This window comes from Flexivirga sp. YIM B11880, assembly GCF_058148645.1.
In genome coordinates this window covers 256,246-281,383 of the sequence record NZ_JBMAMH010000001.1, presented here as the reverse complement: position 1 = coordinate 281,383, position 25,138 = coordinate 256,246, and the positions used below count along the sequence as shown (strand labels likewise).

24 protein-coding genes are annotated in these 25,138 nt (G+C 67.9%); 14 read left to right on the top strand and 10 right to left on the bottom strand.

All coding sequences use genetic code 11. The features are described 5' to 3' along the window. Window positions 1-136: 136 nt before the first annotated feature. Window positions 137-1,816: a peptide-N4-asparagine amidase gene (locus ACN8HC_RS01340; RefSeq protein ID WP_490073066.1), complete on the top strand. Its 1,680-nt coding sequence runs from the start codon at window positions 137-139 to the stop codon at window positions 1,814-1,816. On the opposite strand, the gene ACN8HC_RS01335 is transcribed toward ACN8HC_RS01340, so the two are convergent. After that, entirely contained in the window at window positions 1,782-2,948 is a 1,167-nt protein-coding gene (locus ACN8HC_RS01335) for an RNA polymerase sigma factor (RefSeq protein WP_490073065.1), read from the bottom strand. The genes ACN8HC_RS01340 and ACN8HC_RS01335 overlap by 35 nt on opposite strands. 21 nt (window positions 2,949-2,969) lie before the next feature. Next, window positions 2,970-3,377, bottom strand: coding sequence for a YciI family protein (locus tag ACN8HC_RS01330; protein ID WP_490073064.1), 408 nt, complete (start codon window positions 3,375-3,377; stop codon window positions 2,970-2,972). A 236-nt stretch (window positions 3,378-3,613) separates the two neighbouring features. Here ACN8HC_RS01330 and ACN8HC_RS01325 point away from each other — a divergent pair, with 236 nt between their 5' ends. After that, a complete protein-coding gene (locus ACN8HC_RS01325) occupies window positions 3,614-5,092 on the top strand; it encodes an MFS transporter (protein WP_490073063.1) in 1,479 nt (492 codons plus the stop codon). Between the two features lie 8 nt (window positions 5,093-5,100). Here ACN8HC_RS01325 and ACN8HC_RS01320 read toward each other — a convergent pair whose 3' ends face one another. Further along, the gene (locus tag ACN8HC_RS01320) at window positions 5,101-5,463 is read right to left on the bottom strand and encodes a YciI family protein (RefSeq protein ID WP_490073062.1); all 363 of its coding nucleotides are present in this window, start codon (window positions 5,461-5,463) and stop codon (window positions 5,101-5,103) included. A 163-nt stretch (window positions 5,464-5,626) separates the two neighbouring features. Here ACN8HC_RS01320 and ACN8HC_RS01315 point away from each other — a divergent pair, with 163 nt between their 5' ends. After that, window positions 5,627-6,088 carry a DUF8821 family protein gene (locus ACN8HC_RS01315; protein ID WP_490073061.1) on the top strand — a complete coding sequence of 154 codons (462 nt, stop codon included), beginning with the start codon at window positions 5,627-5,629 and terminating at the stop codon, window positions 6,086-6,088. A gap of 33 nt (window positions 6,089-6,121) precedes the next feature. Here ACN8HC_RS01315 and ACN8HC_RS01310 read toward each other — a convergent pair whose 3' ends face one another. Continuing rightward, the gene (locus ACN8HC_RS01310) at window positions 6,122-6,328 is read right to left on the bottom strand and encodes a hypothetical protein (RefSeq protein ID WP_490073060.1); all 207 of its coding nucleotides are present in this window, start codon (window positions 6,326-6,328) and stop codon (window positions 6,122-6,124) included. Between the two features lie 171 nt (window positions 6,329-6,499). Between ACN8HC_RS01310 and ilvA the strand changes: the two genes are divergently transcribed. Then, window positions 6,500-7,717 carry a threonine ammonia-lyase gene (gene ilvA, locus ACN8HC_RS01305; RefSeq protein WP_490073059.1) on the top strand — a complete coding sequence of 406 codons (1,218 nt, stop codon included), beginning with the start codon at window positions 6,500-6,502 and terminating at the stop codon, window positions 7,715-7,717. Here the strand turns inward: ilvA and ACN8HC_RS01300 are convergent. Further along, complete coding sequence (locus tag ACN8HC_RS01300; protein WP_490073058.1) at window positions 7,699-8,208, bottom strand: DoxX family protein; 510 nt, start codon at window positions 8,206-8,208, stop codon at window positions 7,699-7,701. The two genes, ilvA and ACN8HC_RS01300, sit on opposite strands and share 19 nt — an antisense overlap. Window positions 8,209-8,556: 348 nt before the next feature. On the opposite strand from ACN8HC_RS01300, the gene dnaK reads away from it, so the two are divergent. The 6 genes from dnaK to ACN8HC_RS01270 all read left to right on the top strand — a co-directional run bounded on the left by dnaK (window position 8,557) and on the right by ACN8HC_RS01270 (window position 13,977). Beyond that, window positions 8,557-10,449, top strand: a complete 1,893-nt coding sequence (dnaK, locus tag ACN8HC_RS01295) for a molecular chaperone DnaK (protein ID WP_490073057.1) — start codon at window positions 8,557-8,559, stop codon at window positions 10,447-10,449. Continuing rightward, entirely contained in the window at window positions 10,446-11,081 is a 636-nt protein-coding gene (locus ACN8HC_RS01290) for a nucleotide exchange factor GrpE (protein ID WP_490073056.1), read from the top strand. The genes dnaK and ACN8HC_RS01290 overlap by 4 nt, the downstream gene beginning before the upstream one ends. A gap of 84 nt (window positions 11,082-11,165) precedes the next feature. Continuing rightward, window positions 11,166-12,170: a DnaJ C-terminal domain-containing protein gene (locus ACN8HC_RS01285; protein ID WP_490073055.1), complete on the top strand. Its 1,005-nt coding sequence runs from the start codon at window positions 11,166-11,168 to the stop codon at window positions 12,168-12,170. Continuing rightward, the gene (locus tag ACN8HC_RS01280; RefSeq protein ID WP_490073054.1) at window positions 12,170-12,619 is read left to right on the top strand and encodes a heat shock protein transcriptional repressor HspR; all 450 of its coding nucleotides are present in this window, start codon (window positions 12,170-12,172) and stop codon (window positions 12,617-12,619) included. The genes ACN8HC_RS01285 and ACN8HC_RS01280 overlap by 1 nt, the downstream gene beginning before the upstream one ends. 25 nt (window positions 12,620-12,644) lie before the next feature. Further along, entirely contained in the window at window positions 12,645-12,911 is a 267-nt protein-coding gene (locus ACN8HC_RS01275) for a hypothetical protein (RefSeq protein WP_490073053.1), read from the top strand. 61 nt (window positions 12,912-12,972) lie between these two features. Continuing rightward, a complete protein-coding gene (locus ACN8HC_RS01270; protein WP_490073052.1) occupies window positions 12,973-13,977 on the top strand; it encodes a GNAT family N-acetyltransferase in 1,005 nt (334 codons plus the stop codon). A 7-nt stretch (window positions 13,978-13,984) separates the two neighbouring features. Here ACN8HC_RS01270 and ACN8HC_RS01265 read toward each other — a convergent pair whose 3' ends face one another. Then, complete coding sequence (locus ACN8HC_RS01265; RefSeq protein WP_490073051.1) at window positions 13,985-14,878, bottom strand: LysR family transcriptional regulator; 894 nt, start codon at window positions 14,876-14,878, stop codon at window positions 13,985-13,987. Between the two features lie 81 nt (window positions 14,879-14,959). Here ACN8HC_RS01265 and ACN8HC_RS01260 point away from each other — a divergent pair, with 81 nt between their 5' ends. Both ACN8HC_RS01260 and clpB read left to right on the top strand, forming a co-directional pair. After that, a complete protein-coding gene (locus tag ACN8HC_RS01260; protein WP_490073050.1) occupies window positions 14,960-15,115 on the top strand; it encodes a hypothetical protein in 156 nt (51 codons plus the stop codon). A 256-nt stretch (window positions 15,116-15,371) separates the two neighbouring features. Continuing rightward, complete coding sequence (gene clpB / locus ACN8HC_RS01255; RefSeq protein ID WP_490073049.1) at window positions 15,372-17,966, top strand: ATP-dependent chaperone ClpB; 2,595 nt, start codon at window positions 15,372-15,374, stop codon at window positions 17,964-17,966. A 119-nt stretch (window positions 17,967-18,085) separates the two neighbouring features. Here clpB and ACN8HC_RS01250 read toward each other — a convergent pair whose 3' ends face one another. After that, window positions 18,086-19,339 carry an AGE family epimerase/isomerase gene (locus tag ACN8HC_RS01250; RefSeq protein WP_490073048.1) on the bottom strand — a complete coding sequence of 418 codons (1,254 nt, stop codon included), beginning with the start codon at window positions 19,337-19,339 and terminating at the stop codon, window positions 18,086-18,088. A 172-nt stretch (window positions 19,340-19,511) separates the two neighbouring features. Here ACN8HC_RS01250 and ACN8HC_RS01245 point away from each other — a divergent pair, with 172 nt between their 5' ends. Both ACN8HC_RS01245 and ACN8HC_RS01240 read left to right on the top strand, forming a co-directional pair. Next, window positions 19,512-20,240 carry an LppX_LprAFG lipoprotein gene (locus ACN8HC_RS01245; RefSeq protein WP_490073047.1) on the top strand — a complete coding sequence of 243 codons (729 nt, stop codon included), beginning with the start codon at window positions 19,512-19,514 and terminating at the stop codon, window positions 20,238-20,240. Then, on the top strand, window positions 20,221-21,957 hold the full coding sequence (locus ACN8HC_RS01240) for an MFS transporter (protein WP_490073046.1): 1,737 nt from the start codon (window positions 20,221-20,223) through the stop codon (window positions 21,955-21,957). The genes ACN8HC_RS01245 and ACN8HC_RS01240 overlap by 20 nt, the downstream gene beginning before the upstream one ends. Here the strand turns inward: ACN8HC_RS01240 and ACN8HC_RS01235 are convergent. The 3 genes from ACN8HC_RS01235 to ACN8HC_RS01225 form a co-directional block, all read right to left on the bottom strand. Continuing rightward, window positions 21,930-23,417 (bottom strand): flavin-containing monooxygenase, encoded by a 1,488-nt coding sequence (locus ACN8HC_RS01235; protein ID WP_490073045.1) that lies wholly within the window; start codon window positions 23,415-23,417, stop codon window positions 21,930-21,932. The genes ACN8HC_RS01240 and ACN8HC_RS01235 overlap by 28 nt on opposite strands. Window positions 23,418-23,582: 165 nt before the next feature. Continuing rightward, window positions 23,583-24,374 carry an exodeoxyribonuclease III gene (locus ACN8HC_RS01230; protein WP_490073044.1) on the bottom strand — a complete coding sequence of 264 codons (792 nt, stop codon included), beginning with the start codon at window positions 24,372-24,374 and terminating at the stop codon, window positions 23,583-23,585. 124 nt (window positions 24,375-24,498) lie between these two features. Next, window positions 24,499-25,104, bottom strand: a complete 606-nt coding sequence (locus ACN8HC_RS01225) for an NAD(P)-dependent oxidoreductase (RefSeq protein WP_490073043.1) — start codon at window positions 25,102-25,104, stop codon at window positions 24,499-24,501. Between the last annotated feature and the right edge of the window lie 34 nt (window positions 25,105-25,138).

Below are 25,138 nucleotides of genomic sequence, written 5' to 3'. Positions count from 1 at the left end.
CCTAAGCGGTGGAACCCGCAGAGGCGACGCGACGCGGCGCGTGAGTCGACCGCTCGCGAACCCCCACCGAGCGCGCCGACCGGACTAGCGTCGTTCGTTGGCCGAAGTCGGATCGGAAAGGGTGCGAGGAGTCGTCGTGCGTCGTGTGTTGGGTGTCGTCGGGGTGTCAGTCGTGTCAGTGGGTATGGCGCTCGCCGGCGCCACGGGAGCGAGCGCGGCAACAGGAGTGATCGAGTCCTCCGGAGGTGAGACCGTCTCGGCGCAGCCGCCGGTGTCGCGCCCGGACACCGCGCACTGCACGGTGACGCTCGCCGACCACTTCATGTCGAACGCTGCCGACCTGTCGCCGCAGAACTACTCCGGGACGCTCACCGTGCCCGAGCAATGCCGCGGGAAGAAGTGGTCGAAGGTGGTGCTCGACTCCACGACCTCGGTGTCCGGCCGGCAGTACGACCGGTCCGGTGAACTCGAGGTCGGCGGTGTGCCAGTGTGGTTCGGCACGACACAGGAGCCGAACGGCGCCAAGCCGACGACCTTCTCGTTCAGCAAGGACATCACCGAGTTCAGTTCGCTCTTCAAGACCTCGCAGCCCTACTCGGGTGGGATCGGCAACTACATGTCGAGCGTCTACACCGGCAACTACGACCAGACGGTGAAGATCACCTTTTACCTGGCCGACCGGCAGCACCCGGCGCCGGACGTCCCCGACGACGTTGTCGGTGTGCCGATCTCGGACCTGTCTCCGGGGTCGCCAACCGCGTCCGCGACGCTGTCCGACCTGCCACGCAACATCACCCGCGCGCGGCTGGAGACCACGCTCAAGGGGAACGGGTGCGACGAGCAGTGGTTCACGGCTGTCCCGGACGCCGTGGCGGCGGAGTTTCCCGGCGACGGCCTCTGCGCAGCGAGCGCCTATCGCGAGGCGATGGTGTCGGTCGACGGCACCCGAGCCGGTGCCGTCGGCACCTTCCCGCACATCTACTCCGGTGGCATCGTGCCGACCTTGTGGCGGCCGGTCGTGGCTATCGACACGCTGGACATGCGCACCGAATCGCTTGATCTGACACCGTTCGCCGGCCGGCTGGTCGACGGCAAGGAGCACACGATCTCCTTCGCCATGAACCCGATCGGCGACACCTGGAACGTCCGCGCCGCGCTGTTCCTCTGGACCGATCATCACCAGGCGCAGACATCGGGCGCGTTGACCTCGGACACCGTGGCTGCGGCGCCGACGACGAACACGACCGCCGGCCAGCCGGTCGACGGGACGGTGAAGTACGGGGAGACCGCCACGCGGGCCGATCAGCTGAGCGGGTATGTCGACACCTCCGCCGGACGGGTCGTGACGACGGTCAACACCTCTCGTGACTGGTCGAATGCCGGCAGCATCGGCGACTCCGGGCTCGTGCAGAACATCACCCAGTCCGACCAGATGGACTCGCGTTCGGTGTCGCGCATCGGGCACCGGATCGTGCGCAGTTCGGTGCTGCGCGAGTCCTACCCGATCACCGTCGACTTCTCCGCCGCCAACTACGTCAACGACCAGAACTTCTCGCTCGAGGGCACCGTCGACATGACCCAGCGGGTGCAGAGCCTGGTCACGGACGGCCGGCAGCACGTGCGTCGCGGATGGGACTGGAACGTCACGTCATACGGCATCCTGGCGCGGGAGAACGGCGTCACGAGCGAGTCGGACGGGCACTCGACCACGAGCTACGTGGGCACGGACGACCTCGGCCGGCCCTACTGGCACCGGATCACCACCGACCACGGCCTCGTGGTCACCGACCGTCAGCACTCCACGGCGTCGCACTGAGCCGGTGCAGCCGGGCGGCTTCTCGCAGCAGGTGGTCTCGCTCCTTGGTGTTGGTCGCCTGCCGTGCCGCGTCGGCGTAGAGACGCGCCGCGTCATCGAGATCGTCGGCCCGTTCGTGCAGGTATGCCGCCGCTGCGCTGTGGCGAGGCACCGTCGGGTCGACCTCTGCGAGGGCGGCCAGCCCCACTCGCGGCCCGTCGGCCTCGCCGACGGCGACAGCGCGATTCAGCTGCACCACAGGAGAGTTGGTCAGGTCGAGAAGCTCGTCATACCAGCTGACGATCTGGACCCAGTCAGTTTCCTCGACGGCACGGGCGTCGGCGTGCAGAGCCGCGATCGCGGCCTGCGCCTGGTATTCACCCAGTCGGTCGGCAGCCAGTGCGCTCTGCAGAATCGCGACCGCCTCCGCGATCGACGAGGTGTCCCAGCGGGAGCGGTCTTGTGCTCGCAGCGGCACAAGTCGTCCGTCGGGGTCGGTCCGGGAAGCGCGTCGCGCGTGGTGCAGCAGCATCAGCGCGAGGAGCCCGCGGACCTCCGGTTCCGCGGTCAGTGAAGCGAGTTGGCGGGTCAGCCGGATTGCTTCGGCGGTGAGGTCGACCGAGCCGCCGTACCCCTCGTTGAAGACGAGGTAGAGCACGCGCAGCACCGTCGCGAGATCGCCGGGCGAGTCGAGCGGGGTGTCCCGCAGCTGTCGTTTGGCGCGACTGATCCGTTGCGCCATGGTGGCTTCGGGCACGAGGTAGGCGTCGGCGATCTGCTTCGTGGTGAGGCCGCCGACTGCGCGCAAGGTCAGCGCGACGGCCGACGAACTGGTGAGTTTCGGGTTCGCGCAGAGGAAGTAGAGCCGGAGGCTGTCGTCCCGGCTCGAGGGGCCGCCCGGGGCGCGTTGCTGTGCGACCCGGAGTTCTCGTGTGTGGCGCGCTTGGGTCGACTTCACCTGGTCGAGGAACTGCCGCCAAGCCACTGTGATCAACCAGCTGAGTGGATCCCTCGGTGGTGAATCGTCCCGGCTGCCAAGCGCTTTGATCAGGGCTTCCTGGACGGCGTCCTCTGCCGACGCGAAGTCGGCGCCGCGTCGGCAGAGGGCGCTGGTCGCAGCGGGCACCAGTTTTCGCAGCAGTTCGTCATTCATGCTCCGAACTCCGGGTGTTGCTCACTCGGCTGTGGCTTCGGGGTCCCAGTCGAGCACTCGACGGAATTCGAGCCATTCGCCGAGCGGTTTTCCGGCGGCACCCGGTGCGGCCGAGAGCCGCCCGGCCAGCTCCAGGGCCCGCTCCTCGGAGTCGACGTCGATGATCATCCAACCGGCGATGAGGTCCTTCGTCTCGGCGAACGGGCCGTCGGTCACCGGTGGCTTTCCCTCGCCGTCATACCGCACCCACATGCCTTGGTCGGAAAGCGCGTCAGCGTAGACGAATTCGCCGGATTCCTGCAGCTCGCCCGCCAAATCGTTCATGTACTTCATGTGTGCGTCGATCTCCTCCGGCGTCCACCGGTCCATCGGTACGTTGTTGGTCGGTGCCGGAGCGCCGCGGTAGTGCTTCAGCAGCAGGTATTTCATGGTCGTTTCCCTCCGTTGTTGCGACCATTGTGGTCGCGGACAGCCAAGGGACGAAGCTGTCGATCCGATCTCGACATCCGCGCCGAAGAAGATTTTCGGATCGGCTCAGTCGTCGATCTGGGTCGGCACCAGGAGTCGCTCGACGCTCTCCGCTCTTGGCTCGGCGTCCGGAGCGGCCAGCCTGCTCCCCTAGAGTCGTCAGGTGAGCATTTGGGTTCTATGGAGCGGACGCGGCTGTGACGGTTGATCGGGGGACTGCGCGGGCGCGCGACGACTACACGCCGGATCCTGCTCGCTGGAAGGCGCTGGGGGTCTGTCTCGCTGCCGGTTTCATGACGTTGCTCGACGTGAGCATCGTCAACGTCGCGCTGCCGAGCATCCGCACCGGCCTGAGCGCCGGCGAGAACGAACTGTCGTGGATCGTCTCGGGTTACGCGCTCACTTTCGGCCTGCTGCTCGTGCCCGCCGGCCGCGTCGGTGACGCCCGCGGCCGACGGTCCACCTTCATGGTGGGCGTCGCGGTCTTCACCCTGGCGAGCGCCGCGTGCGGCTTCGCCCCCAGTGGGGTGGTGCTCGTGATCGCGCGGCTCGTGCAAGGTCTGGGCGGCGGGCTGGTCACCCCACAGGTCAACGGACTGATCCAACAGCTCTTCCGGGGCGCCGAACGCGGTGTCGCGTTCGGCATCTTCGGCGGCGTCGTCGGCATCTCGACCGCCATCGGTCCGATCGTCGGCGGTCTGCTGATCAGCGGGTTCGGCGTCCACAGCGGCTGGCGCTACGTCTTCTTCGTCAACCTGCCGATCGGCATCGCCACCATCCTGCTGGCCCTGCGTTACATCCCTCGGCAGGCGGCAGTCCCATCGGGCCGGCGACACGATCTCGACCCGGTCGGCGTGTTGTTGCTCGGACTGACGGTGCTCTTCGTGATCTTCCCGTTCATCGAGCAGCAGCAATGGCATTCGCCGCTCCGCCCGCTGATGTTTCCTGTCGCGGCGGTGCTCGGCGCGCTCTTCATCTGGTGGGACCTGCGCTATCTGCGACGCGGGCGCGACCCCGTGGTCAACCTGCGGCTGTTCGGCATACCCAGCTACCGCAACGGTGTGCTGTTGGGCATGGTCTACTTCGCGGGCTTCACCGGTGTCTTCTTCATCTACGCGCAGGCGCTGCAGGAGGGCCTGGGCTACTCGGCGCTCTTGTCGGGGGTGGCCACGCTGCCGTTCGCCATCGGGTCGGGAGCATCCGCCGCACTCAGCGGCAAAGTGGTGACCGCGTTCGGGCGACCCATGGTCGTGATCGGCGCGGCGCTGGTGCTGCTCGGTGCGTTGAGTATGGCGTGGGCCGCCGACGTCGTCACCGGCAGAGGACTCGGCTGGGCGATGGCGCTGCCGATGCTCGTCGGAGGGATCGGCAGCGGCCTCGTGATCTCGCCGAACATCACCCTGACGGTCGCTGAGGTGCCGGTCGCGCAGGCGGGCGTCGCGGGCGGCATCCAGCAGACCGCCCAGCGCGTCGGCTCGGCAGCCGGCATCGCCATCACCGGCAGCGTCTTCTACGGCGTGCTGCAGACCACCGCCCGCAGCGGCCGCCCGGACTTCGGCGAAGCGCTGGTGCACGGCCTGCTCGTGGTGGCCGCCTTCGTCGCGGTCGCGATGGTGCTCGGCATCATCGAGGTCGTCGGACTGCGCGTGCGGGCCCGCACACAGGCGCGCAGGTAAAAGCGCCCTTACGCCTCCAAGCGGTGGCGGCCGGGGAAGCGGTGCACTTCCTGCGGCCAGTCGAGTGCGACGGCGAGGCGCCCCGCCCAGTCGCGCGCCGTCTCGTCGTCGGGCACGTCGATGACGCAGAATCCGCCGAGGTGCTCCTTGGTCTCGACATACGGCCCGTCGCTGAAGACCGGCTGCCCACCCTCGGCCGCAACGCTGCAGATCACCGACGAGGCGTCGATGCCGCCGTTGCTGAAGAGGAAGACCCCCGCTGCCTTCATCTCGTCGAGCACCGCCAAGGACCTCCGGCTCTTTTCCCGCAGTTGCTCCAGCGTGTGCTCCGGCACCCACTCGTCGTTGAACGCGATCAGATACTCAGGCATGTGTGGTCTCCTCTCGGTTGCGCCGACCCGGTCGGCCGCCGCTCATTCACTCCACGAACGGCGAAGCTCCGATCGGACACCCTCGAAGGACCATTTTCAAGGCGGCCGCACTCGATAACCTTGGCCGCACCTGCGCCATCCCCCACCATCTTCTGGAGTGTGCATGTCCTACGCCGTTGATTTCACGACCGTGTCGACCGTCGGTCTCGAGTCCTCGCCGGTCGCCGACGCGCTCGCGGGGCTGCGCGCCAACGAGGCCCGCTATTTCAAGAACAAGTACGACCACGTGTTCACCGTCGAGCCGGCGGAGGAGGCGAAGGCGACGGTGGACTGGGTCAGCGAGATCTTGCAGGACGAGCGCGGCATCGTCATACAGAGCCCGCCGCTGGAGGCCACCGAGTTCGAGGTCGACGGCATCCGGTGGGCCTATGTCTTCTACCAGAGCGGTTTGTCGGTCAACGCGCTCTACACGCTCGAAGACGGCGGCAAGCGCGCGGTCGGCTTCAAGCTCTCCGAAGGCATGGATGTGCCCGAGGAGCTGAGTGCCTTCAAGTTCGCCCGGCAGAAGTCCAGGCTGGCCGGCACCATCCGCGGTTCCTACTTCGTCATCAAGGGCGAGCACTGACTTTCTTGCGGCGAGTCGCCGTGCCGATGTTCCTCAGCGATCGAAGCGATCGACGACGGCTGTCCTCCGTCGCCGCATCGCGAGCAGCGACAAAACCGCCAGCACGACACCCGCCACCAGCAAGATCCATCCCAACGTGTTCGTCGCGACATGGCTACTCACTGATGACGGCAACGTGACAGCGTGGGTCAGCAGAATCACGCCGATCACCGCGATCACAACACCCGATCCGATACCCATCTCGGCTCCCGTCGTTCGGTGAACAGCAACGTGGTGATGCGCCGAGGTCGCACCCGGACGCGTTCACCACGTCGTACCCCGCCCGGCTGACCGCAAACCTCCGCGGCCGGCCGCCCATCTCGGCCGGTTGGCGGCACCGCCGCGGCCGTGAGCGGGGCTACGCTGCCGAGGATGAGCACTCTGCCGGTGAGCTTGAGGGACGTGGAGCTGGCCCGGGAGGGCCTGGCCGAGGTCATCCGGGAGACACCGCTCGAATACTCCCGGGCGGTCTCCGAGAAGATCGACGCGCAGGTATTGCTGAAGTGCGAAAACCTCCAGCGCGCCGGCTCGTTCAAGATCCGCGGTGCCTACACGCGGATGTCACGACTGTCCGATGAGGAGAAGGCGCGCGGTGTCGTTGCCGCGAGCGCCGGCAACCACGCGCAAGGCGTCGCGCTCGCCGCCCGGCTGCTCGGCATCCCCTCCAAGGTCTACATGCCGGTCGGTGCACCCATGCCCAAGCTGCAGGCAACGCGAGGGTATGGCGCGCAGGTCGAACTGGTCGGCGCGACGCTCGACGAGTCCATGGTGCACGCCAAGCAATGGGCCGCCGACACCGGCGCGGTGCTGATCCACCCCTTCGACCACCGAGACATCGTCGCCGGTCAGGGCACCTGCGGACTGGAGATCCTCGAGCAATGCCCGGAGGTCCGCACGATCGTGGTCAACGTCGGCGGTGGAGGGCTGACCGCCGGAATCGCGTGCGCTGTCAAGGAACTCAAGCCAGACGTTCGCATTGTCGGAGTCCAGGCCGAGCAGGCGGCGGCATACCCGGGGTCACTCCGCGAGGGACACCCGGTTGCCTTGGAGCGAATGGCGACGATGGCGGACGGCATCGCGGTCGGCTGCCCTGGCGACATACCGTTCGCGATCATCGACGAACTCGTCCACCAGGTGGTCACGGTCGGCGAGGAAGCGCTCTCGCGGACGATGCTCTTCCTGCTGGAGCGCGCCAAGCTCGTGGTCGAGCCGGCGGGCGCCGCGGGTGTCGCCGCATTGCTCGAGGGTGCGATCGACGACGTCGAGGGACCGGTCGTGGCGGTGTTGTCCGGCGGCAACATCGACCCGCTACTGATGATGCGCATCATTCGGCACGGTATGGCGGCCGCCGGGCGCTACCTGTCGGTCACCGTCCGGGTGCCCGACCGGCCCGGCTTCCTGGCCGGGCTGCTGGCGAAGCTGGCCGCCGAGGACGCCAATGTCGTCGAGGTGCGTCATGCGCGCAGCGAGGCGACACTGTCGGTCGACGAGGTCGAGATCGAGGTCGAGCTGGAGACCAAGGGCATCGAGCACCGCGAGCGGGTGGTCGCAGCGCTGGGAGCCGAGGGCTATCAGCCGTCCGTGGCGTGATCGGGTGCGGCGCGGCGACCCACTGCGACGGTGGCAAACGAGGTGCCGACGCCGAGGGCGATTGCCCCCAGCGCCCAGGCCGTCCCGCTCCGCTCGATCCGGAGGAGATGGTCGAGGGACATGTCACCGGGACCCACCTCGGCGAGCGTTGCCGCCAGCGCGATGAGCGTGAGGTTGAACTCATAACCACCGTTGGCGTTCCAGGGGCCCTTGGCCAGGTGGACCGTTCGGATGGCGGTGGTCATCACCCCGATCACCCCTGCTGCAGCGACTGGGGTGAGGAGCCCGGCGACGAGCATCGCGCCGCTGCCGGCCTCGGTTGCGCCCGCGGCGATCGAGTTGCGGCGGGGTGGGTGCAAGCGCAGAGCCGTCATCATCTGGTCGGTGCCGTCGAGACCGGGGCCGTCGAACCAGCCCATGAGCTTCTGGGTGCCGTGGCCGATGAACAGACCTCCGATCGCCGCACGAGCGGCGAGACGTACCAGCTGCATCGATGATCTCCTTGTCGAGCGTCACGCAGACGAGGTTGGCTAGGTCGCGACTCTACTCGCCTTCGACCCGTCGGCTCCGGTGCGGCAAGACGGGTCGCGCTCGGCATACCTGGAACCGTCGACTAGCGCCACCGGACAGGACCGTTCCAGAAACTCCTGCCAGGCGGGAATGATTCGACCGGACCGAAAGTTGAGTCTAGTAAGCGCAACTTTGGAGCCGCCGGTTTGACATGGCCGCGGCACCGGAGTTGAGTCGGATGCAGTCAACTTCGCCGTATGACGACGGGCTGGCCCGCAGCCGGCGACGAGACACGACATACCAACGAATCAACCAAGGGAGAACAGAACATGGGACGTGCGGTAGGTATCGACCTCGGCACCACCAACTCCGCGGTCGCGGTCCTGGAGGGCAACGACCCCGAAATCATCGCCAACGCCGAGGGCGGCCGCACCACGCCGTCCGTCGTGGCGTTCGCCAAGAACGGCGACGTGCTCGCCGGTGACATCGCCAAGCGGCAGGCCGTCACCAACGTCGACCGCACCGTCCGCTCGGTCAAGCGCCACATGGGCACCGACTGGAAGAAGGACGTCGACGGCAAGACTTATACCCCCCAAGAGATCTCGGCCCGCATCCTGCAGAAGCTGAAGCGCGACGCCGAGTCCTACCTCGGCGAGGACGTGACTGATGCGGTGATCACCGTGCCGGCATACTTCGACGACGCCGAGCGCCAGGCGACCAAGGAAGCCGGCGAGATCGCCGGCCTGAACGTGCTGCGCATCATCAACGAGCCGACCGCTGCGGCGCTCGCCTACGGCCTCGACAAGGGCAAGGAGGACGAGCTGATCCTCGTCTTCGACCTCGGTGGTGGCACCTTCGACGTGTCGCTGCTCGAAGTCGGCAAGGACCCGGAGGACGGTTTCTCGACCATCCAGGTCAAGGCCACCAGTGGTGACAACAAGCTCGGCGGTGACGACTGGGATCAGCGGATCGTCAACCACCTGGTCCAGCAGGTGAAGAACCAGACCGGCGTCGACCTGTCCAAGGACAAGATCGCCATGCAGCGTCTCCAGGACGCCTCCGAGCAGGCCAAGAAGGAGTTGTCCGGCGCGACGTCGACCAACGTCAGCCTGCAGTACCTCTCGATGGGCGAGAACGGCCCGATCCACTTGGACGAGACGATCACCCGCGCGATGTTCGAGGACATCACCAAGGACCTCCTCGCCCGGACCAAGGGTCCGTTCGAGCAGGTCATGAAGGATGCCGGCGTCACCGTCAACGACATCGATCACGTTGTGCTGGTTGGTGGTTCGACCCGTATGCCGGCAGTGACCCAGGTCGTGAAGGACCTCACCGGCAAGGAGCCCAACAAGGGCGTCAACCCGGACGAGGTCGTCGCGGTCGGTGCTGCGCTGCAGGCCGGCGTGCTGAAGGGTGAGCGCAAGGACGTGCTCCTCATCGACGTCACGCCGCTGTCGCTCGGCATCGAGACCAAGGGTGGACTGTTCACCAAGCTGATCGAGCGCAACACCGCGATCCCGACGAAGCGGTCGGAGGTGTTCTCGACCGCCGAGGACAACCAGCCGTCGGTGGAGATCCAGGTCTTCCAGGGTGAGCGCGAGCTGGCCAAGGACAACAAGCCGCTGGGCAACTTCGAGCTGTCCGGCATCGCGCCCGCGCCTCGTGGCGTGCCGCAGATCGAGGTCACCTTCGACATCGACGCCAACGGCATCGTCCACGTCTCCGCCAAGGACCGCGGCACCAACAAGGAGCAGTCGATGACGATCTCCGGTGGCTCCGCGCTGCCGAAGGAAGACATCGACCGGATGGTGCGCGACGCCGAGGAGCACGCGGCCGAGGACAAGAAGCGGCGTGAGGAGACCGAGGCCCGCAACACCGCGGAGCAGCTGGTCTACTCCACCGAGAAGTTCCTCGCCGACAACGGTGACAAGGTGCCGGCCGACTCCAAGGCCGAGGTCGAGACGGCCGTCAGCGAGCTCAAGGACGCGCTGAAGGACGAAAACACCTCTGCCGAGGACATCTCCGCCAAGACCAGCAAGGTCAACGACGCCTCCCAGAAGATGGGTGCTGCGCTGTATGCCGCCCAGCAGCAGTCCGGTGGCGACGCCGCCGGTGCGGGCGCCGGGACCGAGAGCACCGGGGACGCGTCGTCCGCCTCGTCGAGCAACGACGATGACGTGGTGGACGCCGAGGTCGTCGACGACGAGGGTGAAGGAAAGTGACAGAGCCCACCAAGGGCCAGCAGTCGGGCTCCGGTTCGCCGGAGCCCGGCCGGCGGCCGGAGGACGAGGAGCAGTCCGGCCCGATCATCCGCGACAAGCGCCGGATCGACGAAAACGGTGACGTGCGAGCTGGTTCCGAGCAGTCGCCGGACACTGCGGCGCGCCCGGATGCCGGTGCTCCGACCGACACGGATGAGCACCCGGACACGGTTCTCGCCGCCGAGCGGCTGGCGGATCTGCAGCGGGTGCAGGCCGAATACGTCAATTACAAGAAGCGCATCGAGCGCGACCGGGAAGCCCAGCGAGACGCCAACACGGCGCGCGTGCTGGAGTCGCTCCTGCCGGTGCTGGACGACATCTACCTGGCGCGTGAGCACGGCGACTTGGAGGGGACACCCTTCGAGAAGATCGCCGACAAGCTGCAAGCCACGCTCAGCAAGCTGGGGTTGACCGAGTTCGGCGCAGTCGGTGAGCCTTTCGACCCGATGCACCACGAGGCCTTGATGCACATCGAGGCCGAGGTGCCGGAGGGCGCGGAGGGCACCACCATCGTGCAGGTCATGCAGCCGGGTTACCGGCTCGGTGACCGCATGGTCCGTCCCGCACGCGTCGCGGTCGCGGACCCGTCCTGATGCAGGCCGCGTCGTTGATCGAGTGGGGACGCCGGCAACGGACACCCCACTCGATCAACGACCTGCAACTTCAAGGAGTGATGAATGGCTAGTCAGGACTGGCTCGAGAAGGACTTCTACAAGATCCTCGGCGTCCCCCAGGACGCGAGCGAGGACGACATCAAGAAGGCCTATCGCAGGCTCGCCCGCAAATGGCACCCGGACCAGAACCCCGGGGACACGGCGGCGGAGCAGAAATTCAAGGACATCGGCGAAGCCAACTCGGTGCTGTCGGACCCGGCGAAACGCCAGGAGTACGACCAGCTTCGGCAGATGGTCGGCGGTGGCGCCCGCTTCACCGCGGGTGGACCGGGACGCGGTGCCGGCGGCTTCGAGGACCTCTTCGGCTCGATGTTCGGCGGTGGCGGCGGTCAGAACGTCCGCTTCTCCACCGGTGGCGGCGGCGAGCAGATCAACCTCGACGACATCCTCGGTCACTTCGGCGGTGCCGGCGGCTACGGCTCGCCATACGGCGGTTATCAGGCCGGTCCACGCAAGGGTGCCGATCTCGAGGCGCGGACCACGCTGAGCTTTCGCGACGCCGTGACCGGTGAGACGGTGTCGCTGCAGGCCGCGGACGGCCAGACGATCAAGACCCGCATCCCGGCCGGGGTGAGGGACGGTCAGACGATCCGGTTGCGCGGCAAGGGTCAGCCGAGCCCGAACGGCGGGCAGCCGGGCGACCTGCTGCTGCACGTCACGGTTCAGCCGCACCCCGTCTTCCACCGCGACGGCAACAACCTGACCATCGACCTGCCCATCACGTTCGCCGAAGCTGCCTTGGGCGCAACGGTTTCCGTGCCGACGTTGAGTGGTAGATCCGTGAAGGTCAAGATCAAGCCGGGCACGCCGTCCGGACGGAAGTTGCGCGTCAAGGGCGAGGGCATCAAGGGCAAGAACGGCACGGGTGACCTCATCGTCACCGTCCAGGTCATCGTGCCGCAGAGGCTCGACGACGACGCCAAGAAGGCCGTCGAGACACTCGCCGCGCAGGACCGGAACAGCGGCGTCGACCCGCGCGCCCAGCTGACCGCGCAGGCCGCGCTCTGATGGTCCGCTCGTCGTGGCGAGGTGACACGCCACCGCCGGAGGACGCGCCGATCTATGCCATCTCGGCCGCGGCGCAGCTTGCCGGCATCCACGCGCAGACCTTGCGCCAGTACGACCGATTGGGCCTCGTCACGCCGTCCCGCACGCGGGGCGGCGGCCGACGCTACTCGGTGCGTGACCTGAAGGTTCTCGCCGAGGTGCAGCGCCTCTCCCAGGAGGAGGGTGTGTCACTCGCCGGCGTCCGGCGCATCCTCGAGCTCGAGGATCAGGTCGATGCGCTGCGCTCCCGGGTTCGTGAGCTCTCCGACGAGCTGCAGCAGGAGCGCGACAAGGCCGTGCGCCGAGTCTTCGCCGCAGGACCCGACGGGCAGATCACCGCGCTCCGCCCGGGGGAGCGGGTACAGCCGGTTCGGAACGAACGTGCCCTCGTCGTATGGCGCAAGCGTTGAGCAACGCCTCGCTAGGTTGGTGCCCGTGATCGAATACCTCATGGTGTTCGCCGACCGGGAGGCTGCGGAGGACGTGGCGGACCAGCTTCTGGACGACGGCGAATTTGCTTCCGTCCGCGTCGTTTCGGAGGCACTTGCCGGAGAGGACGACGCAGAGGACGTCGACTGGGTGGTCCATGTGGTGCTCGAATCCGACGGTGTGGAGAACGCCCGGACCCTCGCCGATCGCTTCACCGACCTGGCCGAAGAACACGGTGGCTGGCTGGACGAGGACTGGTCCAGCGAGGAGTGACCGGCGGCGTCGGCCGAAAATCGGGTCGCACCCCTGGCGGCTGCTGCCTAGCGTTGACGGCGTGATCCGACAGATCGATCCGGCTGACGACGATGTGATGCGTCAGGTGTATGACGTGGGGGTTGCGGCCAAAAGCGTTGACCGTCCATGGTTTTCGCCGTCGACATACGTCTCCTGGGTGGTCGGGATGCGCAATCCTGAGCCGGAGGAGCCGCGAGAGCTCTATGGATGTTTCGATGCGGAGGGCCGCCTGACCGCAACCAGCCTGCTGTTCGTGCCGGCCGAGGACAATCGGGAGAAGGTCTACGCCGCTGTCGATGTCTCGCCCGAGCACCGGCGGCGTGGGTTCGGCACCGAGCTGGTGCAGCACGCGGTCGAGCGGGCCCGGAAGCTCGGCAGAACAACACTCTTCATCGAGACCCTCGCCCCCGCCTGGTGTCGTGAGGAACACGGTTATGCGCGCTTCGCGCGCTTGATGCGGTTCACCCCTGCCTGGGATGAAGTCGCACGACACCTTCGCCTGCCGGTGCCGGGCGATCGGCTTGCGACGCTCGCTGACATGGCGGCCGCACATCACGCCGGTTACCGCATCGAGACCTTCGCGGACGGCGTCCCGGACGAGTTGCTGCCTGGACTGGCCGATTTGATGAGTCTGCTCGCGGTCGACGCGCCTTCTGGCGATGTCGATTTCGAGCCCGAGAAGGTCACCCCGGAGCGGCTCGTGCACATGTATGCCCGCCACGTCGAGCAAGGTCAAAATCTACTCACCGCCCTTGCCATTCACGAAGCAACGGGAACGGTCGTCGCTCATTCAGATCTCGAGGTCGACGCGTCGCCGTCGGTCGCCCAGCTCGGCACGTACGTCCATCGGGAGCACCGTGGCCATCGCCTGGGGATGGCGGTGAAAGTCGCGAACCTGCAGCGCTTGCAAGGAGATTTCCCTGGTCGCGGTTTCGTGCGCACCTTCAATGAGGAGAACAACCAGCACATGGCCTCCATCAACGTCGACCTCGGCTTCGAGGTGGTCGAGACGATGACCGAGTGGACGATCGACGTCCGCAGCTAGCGCCCGTTCAGCCGTCCGTGGCAATTTCGTGCAGCAGTTCCAGTGCACGCCGGCTGACCGGGCTCCCGGCGGCCGCGTCACGCACGTGCACCGCGATGCCCCGACGGACCTCCGGATCGGTCAGCGGTATGGCGCACGCGCGCCGCGGAAGTGCCCCGAGGGTGAGCCGTGGTGTCAAGGTGAGACCGATGCCGGCCGCGACGAGCGCGAAACTGGTGTGGTGGTCCTGACACTGAGCGACCACCCGCGGCGTGATGCCGGCCTTGTCGAGCGCGCGCCGCAGGATCCGGCCGCAGGTCTGGTCCTCGTTGCTGTCGTCGACCCACGGCTGATCGGCCAGGTCGCTCATCGACAGCTGCGCCCGGCCGGCGAGCGGGTGATCCGCTGGGAGCACGGCGACATACGGCTCGGTCATCAATTCGTGCCGCCGGTAGCCCTTGAGGACCGGCGGCCGCTCGGTGAGGTCCTCGGTACGGATGTCCAGGTCGCACTCGGCGCGGCTCGCTTCGGTGAGTTCGTTGAGGTCGACCGTGATCAGCACATCGGCGAACTCCCGTTGCAGCTTGGCGACCAATTGCGGCACCCACTCCTCCCCGGCAGAAGAGAAGCACGCGATGGAGAGGCTGCCGGTGCGGCCGTTGCGCAGATCGGTCACCACGTTGTCGAGCCGGGCGATGGCGCCCATCGCGTCGTCGCTCTGGTCCGCCAGCAACCGGCCGACGGGGGTCGGCGCAATGCCACGGCCGGCCCGCTCGAAGAGCGTCAAGCCGGTCTCACGCTGCAGCTGATTGATGTGCTGGCTGACGGCGGACGGCGTGTAGCCAAGATTGGCTGCGGCGGCCTGCACCGAGCCACTCGCGACGACGGACCGGAAGACGCGGAGGCGGTGGATGTCGAGCACTCGCCAACCATACAGTGAAGCTTACGACTTGTGAAGAAAGCATCGCTTGTGCTGCATAGTTCGAGATCGCACAATGGATGCATGAACACAACGCACGCACTCGACAACACCCACCGCGGCGGCCGGGGCCGGGCACCGCTCGGCTTCTCCGGCAAGGTCCGGGCCTTCTTCCGCGAGCAGCAGGACGCGCAGGAGCTGCTCCTCGAGAAGCAGGCCCCGTGGCTCCGTCGCCGCTGACCCGCCGGCCGCCGACACCTTCCACAGGCGCCCCTTGACCCACGCCGAGTCGAGGGGCGTCGTCATGGGATGGCCAGGACAAAGTTGAGCGGAATAGACTCAAGTTTGCCCTGGTTGTACTCAGTGAGAGCTGTGCCGGACCGGTCGCCTCTTGCCCGCTCGAAGTCGACGCGCCAGGGTTGACGGAGAGTCGCGACGGCGGACCGCGTCCGGCATACGACCTGACTGACCACCCTGACGAAGGAGACCGACTGACGTGGATCTGCAGCTGACGACCAAGGCGCAAGAAGCCGTTTCGAATGCCGTCCAACTGGCGACCCGATCGGGCAACCCGCAAGTGGAGCCCGCCCATCTACTGCTCGCGCTGAGCGAGCAGACCGACACGACCACCGGGCCACTGCTGGAGGCCGTCGGCACCACGACCCAGGCGGTGCGCGCCACCGCTGAGCAGGCTGTTCGAGCGCTGCCGGCCGCGCAGGGCGCGTCCGTCGCGCAGCCGACCATGTCGCGCACGTTCGCCAACGTGCTGGAGCAGGCGCGACAGGTCATGGAGTCGATGGGCGACACCTTCGTCTCCACTGATCACCTCCTGGTGGCGCTGGCGCAGACCGGCCAATTCGGCCTGAACGCAGAGGCTCTGGTGGCCGCGATCCCGCAGACGCGGGGCGGTCGCAAGGTGACCGGCCCCGAGCCGGAGGGCAGCTTCGACGCGCTCGAGAAGTACGGCACCGACCTCACCGCGGCGGCCCGCGAGGGCAAGCTCGACCCGGTCATCGGCCGCGACTCCGAGATCCGCCGCGTGGTCCAGGTGCTGTCGCGGCGCACCAAGAACAACCCGGTGCTGATCGGTGAGCCCGGCGTCGGCAAGACCGCCGTCGTGGAGGGCCTTGCGCAACGCATCGTCGCCGGCGACGTGCCGGAGTCGTTGCGGGACAAGCGATTGATCTCGCTCGACCTGGCTGCCATGGTCGCCGGCGCAAAATACCGTGGTGAGTTCGAGGAGCGGCTGAAGGCCGTGCTGGAGGAGATCAAGGGCTCCGACGGCGAGGTCATCACCTTCATCGACGAGCTGCACACGGTCGTGGGCGCGGGCGCCGGTGGGGACTCCTCGATGGATGCCGGCAACATGCTCAAGCCGATGCTGGCCCGTGGCGAGTTGCGGCTGGTCGGCGCCACGACGCTCGACGAATACCGTGAGCACATCGAGAAGGACCCGGCGCTGGAGCGCCGCTTCCAGCAGGTGTATGTCGGGGAGCCGTCCGTCGAGGACACCATCGCGATCCTGCGCGGCCTCAAGGAGCGCTACGAAGCCCACCACAAGGTGGCCATCTCCGACGCCGCACTCGTCGCGGCCGCCTCCCTGTCCGACCGTTACATCACCGCCCGGCAGCTGCCCGACAAGGCGATCGACCTGATCGACGAAGCCGCCTCCCGGCTGCGGATGGAGATCGACTCCTCCCCGGTCGAGATCGACGAGCTGCGCCGCGCGGTCGACCGGCTGAAGATGGAGGAGCTGCACCTGGAGAACGAAACCGACGACGCCTCCAAGGAGCGGCTCGCGAAACTTCGGTCCGACATGGCCGACAAGCAGGACGAGCTCAACGCGCTGACGGCGCGCTGGGAGCAGGAGAAGGCGGGCCTCAACAGGGTCGGTGACCTGAAGAGCCAGATCGACGAACTGCGCACCCAAGCCGACAAGCTGGAGCGTGAGGGCGACCTCGGCGGTGCGTCGAAGATCCGGTTCGGCGACCTGCCGTCCCTGGAGAAGCAGTTGGCGGAGGCGCAGGCCGCCGAGTCGACCAGCTCCACCGCGGGCGGGGAGGCGCCGATGGTCAAGGAGGAGGTCGGACCCGACGACATCGCGGACGTGATCTCGTCGTGGACCGGCATACCAGCGGGTCGGTTGCTCGAGGGCGAGACCGAGAAGCTGCTGCGCATGGAGGACTGGATCGGTGAACACGTGATCGGCCAGAAGGATGCCGTGCGAGCGGTTTCCGACGCCGTGCGACGCAGTCGGGCCGGCGTCTCCGACCCGGACCGGCCGTCCGGTTCCTTCCTCTTCCTCGGGCCGACCGGTGTCGGCAAGACCGAGCTCGCCAAGTCGCTGGCCGACTTCCTCTTCGACGACCCACGGGCCGTCGTGCGGATCGACATGTCCGAATACTCGGAGCGGCACGCGGTCGCACGGCTGATCGGCTCGCCTCCCGGCTACATCGGGTACGAGGAGGGCGGTCAGCTGACCGAGGCGGTCCGGCGCCGTCCCTACTCGGTGGTGCTGCTCGACGAGGTCGAGAAGGCGCACCCGGAGACGTTCGACATCCTGCTGCAGGTGCTCGACGACGGGCGGTTGACCGACGGCCAGGGGCGCACGGTCGACTTCCGCAACGTCATCCTGATCATGACCTCCAACCTGGGCTCGCAGTTCCTCGTCGACCCGACGCTGGACCTGAAGCAGAAGCAGGAGTCGGTCATGCAGACGGTGCGGCAGTCGTTCAAGCCCGAGTTCCTCAACCGGCTCGACGAGGTCATCATCTTCGAGGCGCTGACCAAGGACGAGCTGACCCGGATCGTCGACCTGCAGGTCGATGCGATCGCCATGCGGCTCGCCGAGCGGCGGATCACCGTGGACGTCACCGACGCGGCCAAGCAGTGGCTGGCCGATGAGGGTTACGACCCGGCATACGGTGCGCGACCGCTGCGGCGCCTGGTGCAGAAGCAGATCGGTGATCGGCTCGCCAAGGCTCTGCTTGCCGGTGAGGTGCGCGACGGCCAGACGGTGACGATCGACACGGCCGCCGACGGCGACGGCCTGGTGCTGGAACCAGCGACCGCGGCCTCCGCCGTCGCCTGACCGAGCCTCCGCCGTCCTCGCCGAGAGGCTCACATAATGCCGAGAGGCTCAGCAATGAAGGCGAATTCAGCCGGGATTGCTGAGCCTCTCGGTGCGTTTCTGAGCCTCTCGGCAAAGGGTCAGGGCTGGTGGCGACGGGCGAGGGCCGTCGCGAAGGAGGGCGCGAGCGGCAGGGCGTCGCCGACCAGCAGGCACATCTGCAGCGCGTGGTAGACGTCCGGCTTGCCCTCCCACGTCTCGGACGCGACCTCGTTGGTCGCGGACAGTTCGTGGTGCCAGGAGCCGTGGTCGGCATCGACGAGGTGCGTCTGGGCGTAGCGCCACCAGGTGAGAAGGTCGTCATACCAACGCATTTCGCCGGTGGTCAGGCCGAGCGCGTATGCCGCGGCGATCGCCTCGCAGACCACCCAGTGCATCCGCGCGCGCACGACGGGCCGGCCGTCCCAGTCCGTGGTGTAGACGAAGCCGTCCGCCCCGTCCGCCGCCCAACCGTCGGCGACCGCCCGGTCGGCGAGCGCCGTCGCTGCCCGGATCAGGTCGCCGTCGTCGTATGACGAGTCGAGTGACCGTCGGGCCGCGGCGACCGAGAGGGCCAGGCGTGCCCATTCCAGCCCGTGGCCGACCGTGGCGCCATACGGCCGGAAAGGGTCGGCCGGGCGGTCCCGGTTGTAGTCCGGCAGCACGGTCCCATCGGCGTCGAAGTGTTCGGGGATACGCCAATCGCGAGCGGCGGCCCAGTCGATCACCTGCCGCGTCATCGCCTCCGCCCGGTCCAGCTGCACCGCCTCACCCGTGACGTCGTGCACCGCGAGGAACGCCTCGACCGTGTGCATCGCCGCGTTCACCCCGAGATAGGGCTCCGGTGTGCTCCAGTCGGCTGAGAAGGCTTCCCAGACACGGGTTTTCGCCGGGATCCAGAAATGTTCCTCGTGCACCCGCCGCGCCTCGTCCAGCAGTTGCCGCGCACCGGGACGGCCGGCGACCACGGCGCTGCTGGCCGCCAGCAGCACGAACGCGTGCGCATAGGCCTCCTTCGTGGCGTCGACCGGAGCGCCGGTGGCCCTGTCGATGCGCGCGAACCAACCGCCGTGCTCCGCGTCGCGGAACGACGTGCGCAGAGCCTGCACGCCATGGTCCACCAGCATCGCGAACTCCGGCCGGCCGGTGAGCAGGCCCAGCGCGGCCGAGTGCGTCATCCGGCAGGTGATCCAGAGCTCCAGCGGTTTGTCGAGCAGTGCGCCCGCGTCGTCCAGCCAGCCGAAGCCGTGCTCCACTCGCGACCGGAGTGCGAAGTCCAGCAGCCGGTCGGCCTCCGCCCGGAACTGCTCGAGAACGTCGCCGGGGAGCGCGTCGCGCGCGGTGGGTGGAGGCATGCCGCCATTCTTGCCGAGCGCCACGACTGCCCGTGCCACGGCAAGCTGCCCGTGCCACGGCAAGCAGCCCGTGCCCCGGCAAGCTGCCGGGCTTCGGGAACCGGCGGGCCGCTCGGCGCGTCCACCCAGGGACAGTCCCACCTCCTCTCCCGGGAAAGATAGGTTGCTCTGCATGCGACGCACTCTGACCGTCACCAGCTCTCTCGCTCTCGCGGCGGCGATCGCGCTCAGCGGGTGCAGCACAGGGAACAAGAAGGCCACCGTGTCGGGCACCTCGGGCAGCAGCACGGCCGCGGCGACTCCCGCGTCGACCCTCGCAGCGGCGAAGAAGACCCTGGATGACACGTCCGGCGTGCACCTGAAGCTCACCTCCGACAAGGTGCCGAGCAAGGAGAACGGCCTGATCAATGGTGAGGGCGACGGCTCCCACGCGCCGGCGTTCAAGGGCACCATCGGGGTGCGGATCGCGGTCGCCGGCACCATCAGCGTCCCGGTCGTCGCAGTGGACGGGTTGGTCTGGGCCAAGACACCGCTCAACCCGAAGATGACCGAGATCGACCCCCGGCAGTTCGGTGCCCCGGACCCGGCACAGATCTTCGCCAAGGACGGCGGCTTCTCGTCGCTGCTCGTGGCGACGCAGTCGCCCAAGTTCGGCGCCAAGAAGCGGGACGGCAAGGACGTCGTGCAGACCGTGACCGGCACACTGCCCGGTGGGGTCATCAAGAAGACGCTCAGTTTCGGCCAGACGGGCACGACATACGACGCGGTCTACCTCATCACGGACAAGGGTGAGCTGCGCTCGGCGAAACTCACAGGGGAGTTCTACAAGGGCGCCAATGACACGTCATACACCGTCGAGTTCACCGAGTACGGCGAGAAGGTTGCGGTCTCCAAGCCCTGAGGCGCAGCTCGCGCCCGACCTCCCGGCCTCCGGACGCGACAAGGCACTCCTCGCGACCGCCTCCGTCGCGGTGGCCCTCGCCGCGGCCGACACCTACGTCGTGGTGCTGGCGCTGCAGGACATGATGAACGGCGTCGGCCTCGGCGTCGACGCGCTGCAGAAGGCCACGCCGATCATCTCCGGCTTCCTGCTGGGCTACATCGCGGTGCTGCCGTTGATCGGCCGGCTGGCGGACCTGATGGACCGCCAGCGGATCCTCACCGCCTGCCTCGTGCTCTTCGTCATCGGCTCGGCGGTGACCGCGATCTCCGCAGAGTTGCCGGTCATGGTGACCGGACGGTTCCTGCAGGGGGTCGGCGGTGGCGGACTGGTGCCGGGCACTCTGGCGTTGGTGACCGACATCTGGCCGCCGGGCAAGCGGGGCACACCCTTCGGCGTGGTCGGAGCCGTTCAGGAGATCGGCAGCGTCGTGGGCCCGCTGCTCGGAGCGCTCGTCCTGGCGGTGTCCGACTGGCGAATGATCTTCTGGCTGAACGGTTTGCTGGGCATCTTGCTCGCGGCCGGAGTGGTCGTCACGGGTCGTCGGGGCCCGGGTACACGCATCGGTGGGCAGTTGCCGTGGTGGTGGCACGGCCTGACCGGGCTCGTCGCAGCCGCGACCGTCGTCGTCCTCGGCCTGGCACTGTGGGCGCCGGAGTCGCTCACCACCTCCATCCGCTGGGGCGGCCCGTTCGTGCCCTACGGCAACCACACGGCGCGACTGCTCACCCCGATCGGGGTGTGCGGCCTGACCGCGCTCGCCGCGCTGTTGGCGCTCTCGGTGCGCTACTGGTGGCCGATCGCCCGTCGCGTCGACGTGCTGGGCGCGCTGTTGATCGCGGTCGCGCTGGGTGCGTTGGTGCTCACCTTTGCCGCCTCCAACCCCGAGAAACAGGTCGTCGGCCCGCTCGGCTGGTGGCTGTTGCCGGTGGCCGTGCTCGCGGCCGCTGCGTGTGTATGGCGCCAGCGCGCCACCCCGAACCCGTTGATCGCCAAGGGAGTCGTGGTTGGCCGGGTCCGGCCGGCGCTCGTGGTCTCGATCTGCGTCGGCACGGCGATCGTGGCGATCGTGGTCGACATACCGGTGCTGGCCCGACTGACCGTGACGAGCTCACAGACCACGGCAGCGCTGGTTTTGCTGCGTTTCCTCGTGGCCGTGCCGGTCGGTGCCCTCGTCGGTGGCTGGCTGCTGCGTCGGCTCGGGGCGGCCTGGATCGCGGCACCTGGGTTGCTGGTGACCGGCCTCGCACTGCTGCAGATGTCGACCTGGGACGCTCGTGCGCTGCACTCCTGGCTGCTGCCGACGGCGATGCTGGTGCTCGCGGGTCTCGGGGTCGGGCTGGCCATCGCGCCGGTCAACGACGCGGCGCTCCACGACGCCCCGCACGAGGCGCACGGGGTGGCCTCATCGCTGCTGGTCGTGGCGCGGATGATCGGCATGGTCGTGGGGCTCGCGCTGTTGACCGCGATCGGACTGCACCGCTTCTACGGCCGCGTCCAGTCGCTGTCCCACCCCACCAGCGCGCAGGTGACCGAGGCGGGCGTGCTGCAGGTGCAGACGGTCTTTCTCGGGGCCGCGGCGGTCGCGCTGCTGGCCGCGGCAGTGGCCCTGCTGCTGGGGCGTCACGCGCACGGCGTGTCGGAGGCGGATCAGATTGCGGAGCCGGTGAATTCGTAGTCGATCAGCTCGGGCTTGGCCAGCTTGCGCTCGTAGTCGCCGACGCTGCCTGGCCACAGGATGCGGTTGCGCCCCTGGTCATCCAGATACCAACTGACGCAGCCACCCTCCTCCCAGACGGACCGGGCGCTGCGCTCGTCCAACTGCTGCATATGCGCCGGGACCACCTCCGGTCGGACACTGACTGCCGTGGCGCCGCGGTTGTCCCGCTCGTCGAGGAGCTTGGTGATCAGGCCGATCTGTGCCTCCACCATGAGCAACACCGAGGTGTGCCCGAGCAGGGTGTTGGGTCCCAACAAGAAGAAGAGGTTGGGATACCCGGGGGCGGTCACCCCGTAGTAGGTCTCGGCATCGGCCGCCCAGTCGGTGTCGAGCATCCGGCCGTCGAGACCGGTGATGTGCAGGTGCCGGTAGGAGCCGGTGACGTCGAATCCGGTGGCGAACACCAGCACGTCGAGCTCGTGGCTCGTCCCGTCGGCGGTCGTCACACTGCTCGTTCCGACGTCCTCGATCGGCGAGGTCTCCACCGTCACGTTGTCGCGTGCCAGCGCCGGATAGTAGGTGTTGGACATCGTTGCCCGCTTGCAGCCCATGACGTAGTCCGGTGTGAGCTTGGCCCGCAACTCCGGGTCCTTCACGGCCGAATGCATATTGGCGAGAGCGGCTTTCGACGCTGCCCGGAGAGCGGCCGGTGCGCGGGTGAAGCCGCCGACGCGCACATCGCCGGCCGCCCGCAGTTTGGCGCGGTGGGCCTTCATCAGCCAGGGCCGCTTCTCGTACTGGTCGATCAGCCAGTCCGGGTATGCCGGGTCGACCTTCGGCAGCACCCAGGCCGGCGTGCGCTGGAAGACGGTCAAATGTTTCGCGTCCTCGGCCAGGTGCGGAATGATCTGCACCGCGCTGCAACCGGTCCCGACGATGCCGACCCGTTTGCCGACCATGGTGGTGCCGGGATCCCAGGTTGCCGTGTGGGTGAGTTCCCCGCGGAACTGCTCGATGCCCGGGAATTCGGGGATCAGCGGTTCGTGCAATGCGCCCACGCCGAGGGCGACTGCGCCGGCGACCAGCTGATGGCTGTCCCCGCTGCGGTCCGTGACGGTCAGGTGCCAGGCAGCAAGGCCCTCGTCATACGTCATCCGGGCGACGGTGCTGCCGAAGCGCACGTGCTCGCGCAGTCCGTACTTCTCCACGCAGAACAGGAGATAGTCCTGGATCTCGTCGGCCGTCGCATAGGCCTTCGACCAGTAGGGATTGAGCTCGAACGAGAAGGAATAGAGGTGACTCGGCACATCGCACTCGCACCCGGGGTAGCGGTTGTCGCGCCAGGTGCCGCCGATCTCGTCGGCCTTCTCGAGTATGACGAAGTCGCGGCCTCGGTTCGTGGCCGCTATCGCCATCCCGATGCCGGAGAAGCCGGAGCCGACGATGACCAGGTCGTGATCGACACGAGCGCTGTTCATTCCGCGGCCCACGCGAAGAGTCGCAGCGAGCTCGCGAGCGGAGAACTTCGTGGGGTGGTTCTCATACGCCTCAGGCTACTTCGGGCGTGAACGCCGACTGGCACATGAAACGCCGAGGGGCACAGCTGTTGCTGTGCCCCTCGGCGGCAACTGTGCCGGTCGGCGTCAATCGGCGAGCGTCACGATGACCGGCGCGTGGTCGGACGCGCCCTTGCCCTTGCGTTCCTCGCGGTCGATCGAGGCCTCGGTCACTCGCGCCGCCAGAGCGGGCGAGCCGAGCGCGAAGTCGATCCGCATTCCTTGCCGTTTCGGGAAGCGCAACTGCGTGTAATCCCAGTAGGTGTACGTCCCCGGGCCTGGGGTGAACGGACGGACCACGTCGGCATACCCGGCCTCGACAACCGCCCGGAAGGCAGCGCGCTCGGGATCGCTGACGTGTGTCCGGCCGGCGAAAAACCCGAGGTCCCAGACGTCCTCGTCGAACGGAGCGATGTTCCAGTCGCCGGCCAGCAGCACCTGCGCCTCGGGGTCGGTCGCGAGCCACCCGGCCGCGGTGTCCCGCAGCCGGGCGAGCCAGTCGAGCTTGTAGTCGTAGTGCGCGTGGCCGACCGCCCGGCCGTTCGGGATGTAGAGCGACCAGACGCGGACGCCACCGCAGGTCGCGCCGAGTGCACGGGCCTCCGCGACTGGCGGCTCGCCATACGAGGGCATGCCGGGGAAGCCGACCGTCACGTCCTCCAGGCCCGCTCGGGACACGATCGCGACACCGTTCCACTGGTTGAGCCCGTGCATGGCAACCTCGTAACCCGCTGCCGCAAGCGGCATTTCGGGGAACTGATCATCGCGGCACTTGGTCTCCTGCAGCAGCAGGACGTCGAGCTCATGACGTTCGAGGAGCCCGACGACGCGGTCGATGCGGGAGCGGATGGAGTTGACGTTCCAGGTCGCGATGCGCACGCGGTAAACCTACGGCACCCCTGGAGGCCGGCCGACGCGAGACGACGACCAGGGCGGGCCGGGTGCCGAGCGAGCTTGCGAGTCGGGCGACCGGGCCGACCTGCGAGGAGTCGAGCAGAAGGACTCAGCTGGCGACGGTGAACCGCGCCCGCCGATGCTTCGGCTGCTCGATCTCGTCGGCGATCGCCACCGCGAAGTCCTCCGCCGAGATGAAGTCGCCGGCGGGCTGGTCGTCCCCGGTGCGATAGCTGCCGGTGCGCTCACCGGGGGCGATCTCCGGGGCGGGGGACAGGTAGACCCAGTCCAGCGACTCGGGCGCCCGCCGGATCGTCTCCAGCGACTGCGCCGCCGTGAGCGCCTCGGCTTTGTACGCGTCCGGGAAGCCGGGTTGGTCGACGAGTCGCCCACCGTCGACGAGCAGCGAACCGGCACCGCCGACGACGAAGAGGCGGGCGTCGCCCGCGTTGGCTTCGGCGGTCTGCAGGGCGTCGAGCCAGATCTGGTGGTCGTCCCCGGTGCGGCTCGGGCCGGTCGCGGACACGATCACGTCGTGGTCGGCGGCCAGCGATCGGACGAAGCCGGCGTCGCCCAGATCGCCCTGGACGCTCCTGGTGCCGGGTACCTGCGTGCCTGACCGGGTCACGGCGGTGATGTCGTGCCCGCGCCGGACGAGTTCGGCGACGAGGCGCGAGCCCACCATGCCGCTGGCACCGATAACCGCAATCTTCATGTCTGCTCCTTGGCGATGAGAAGGACTGATGCTG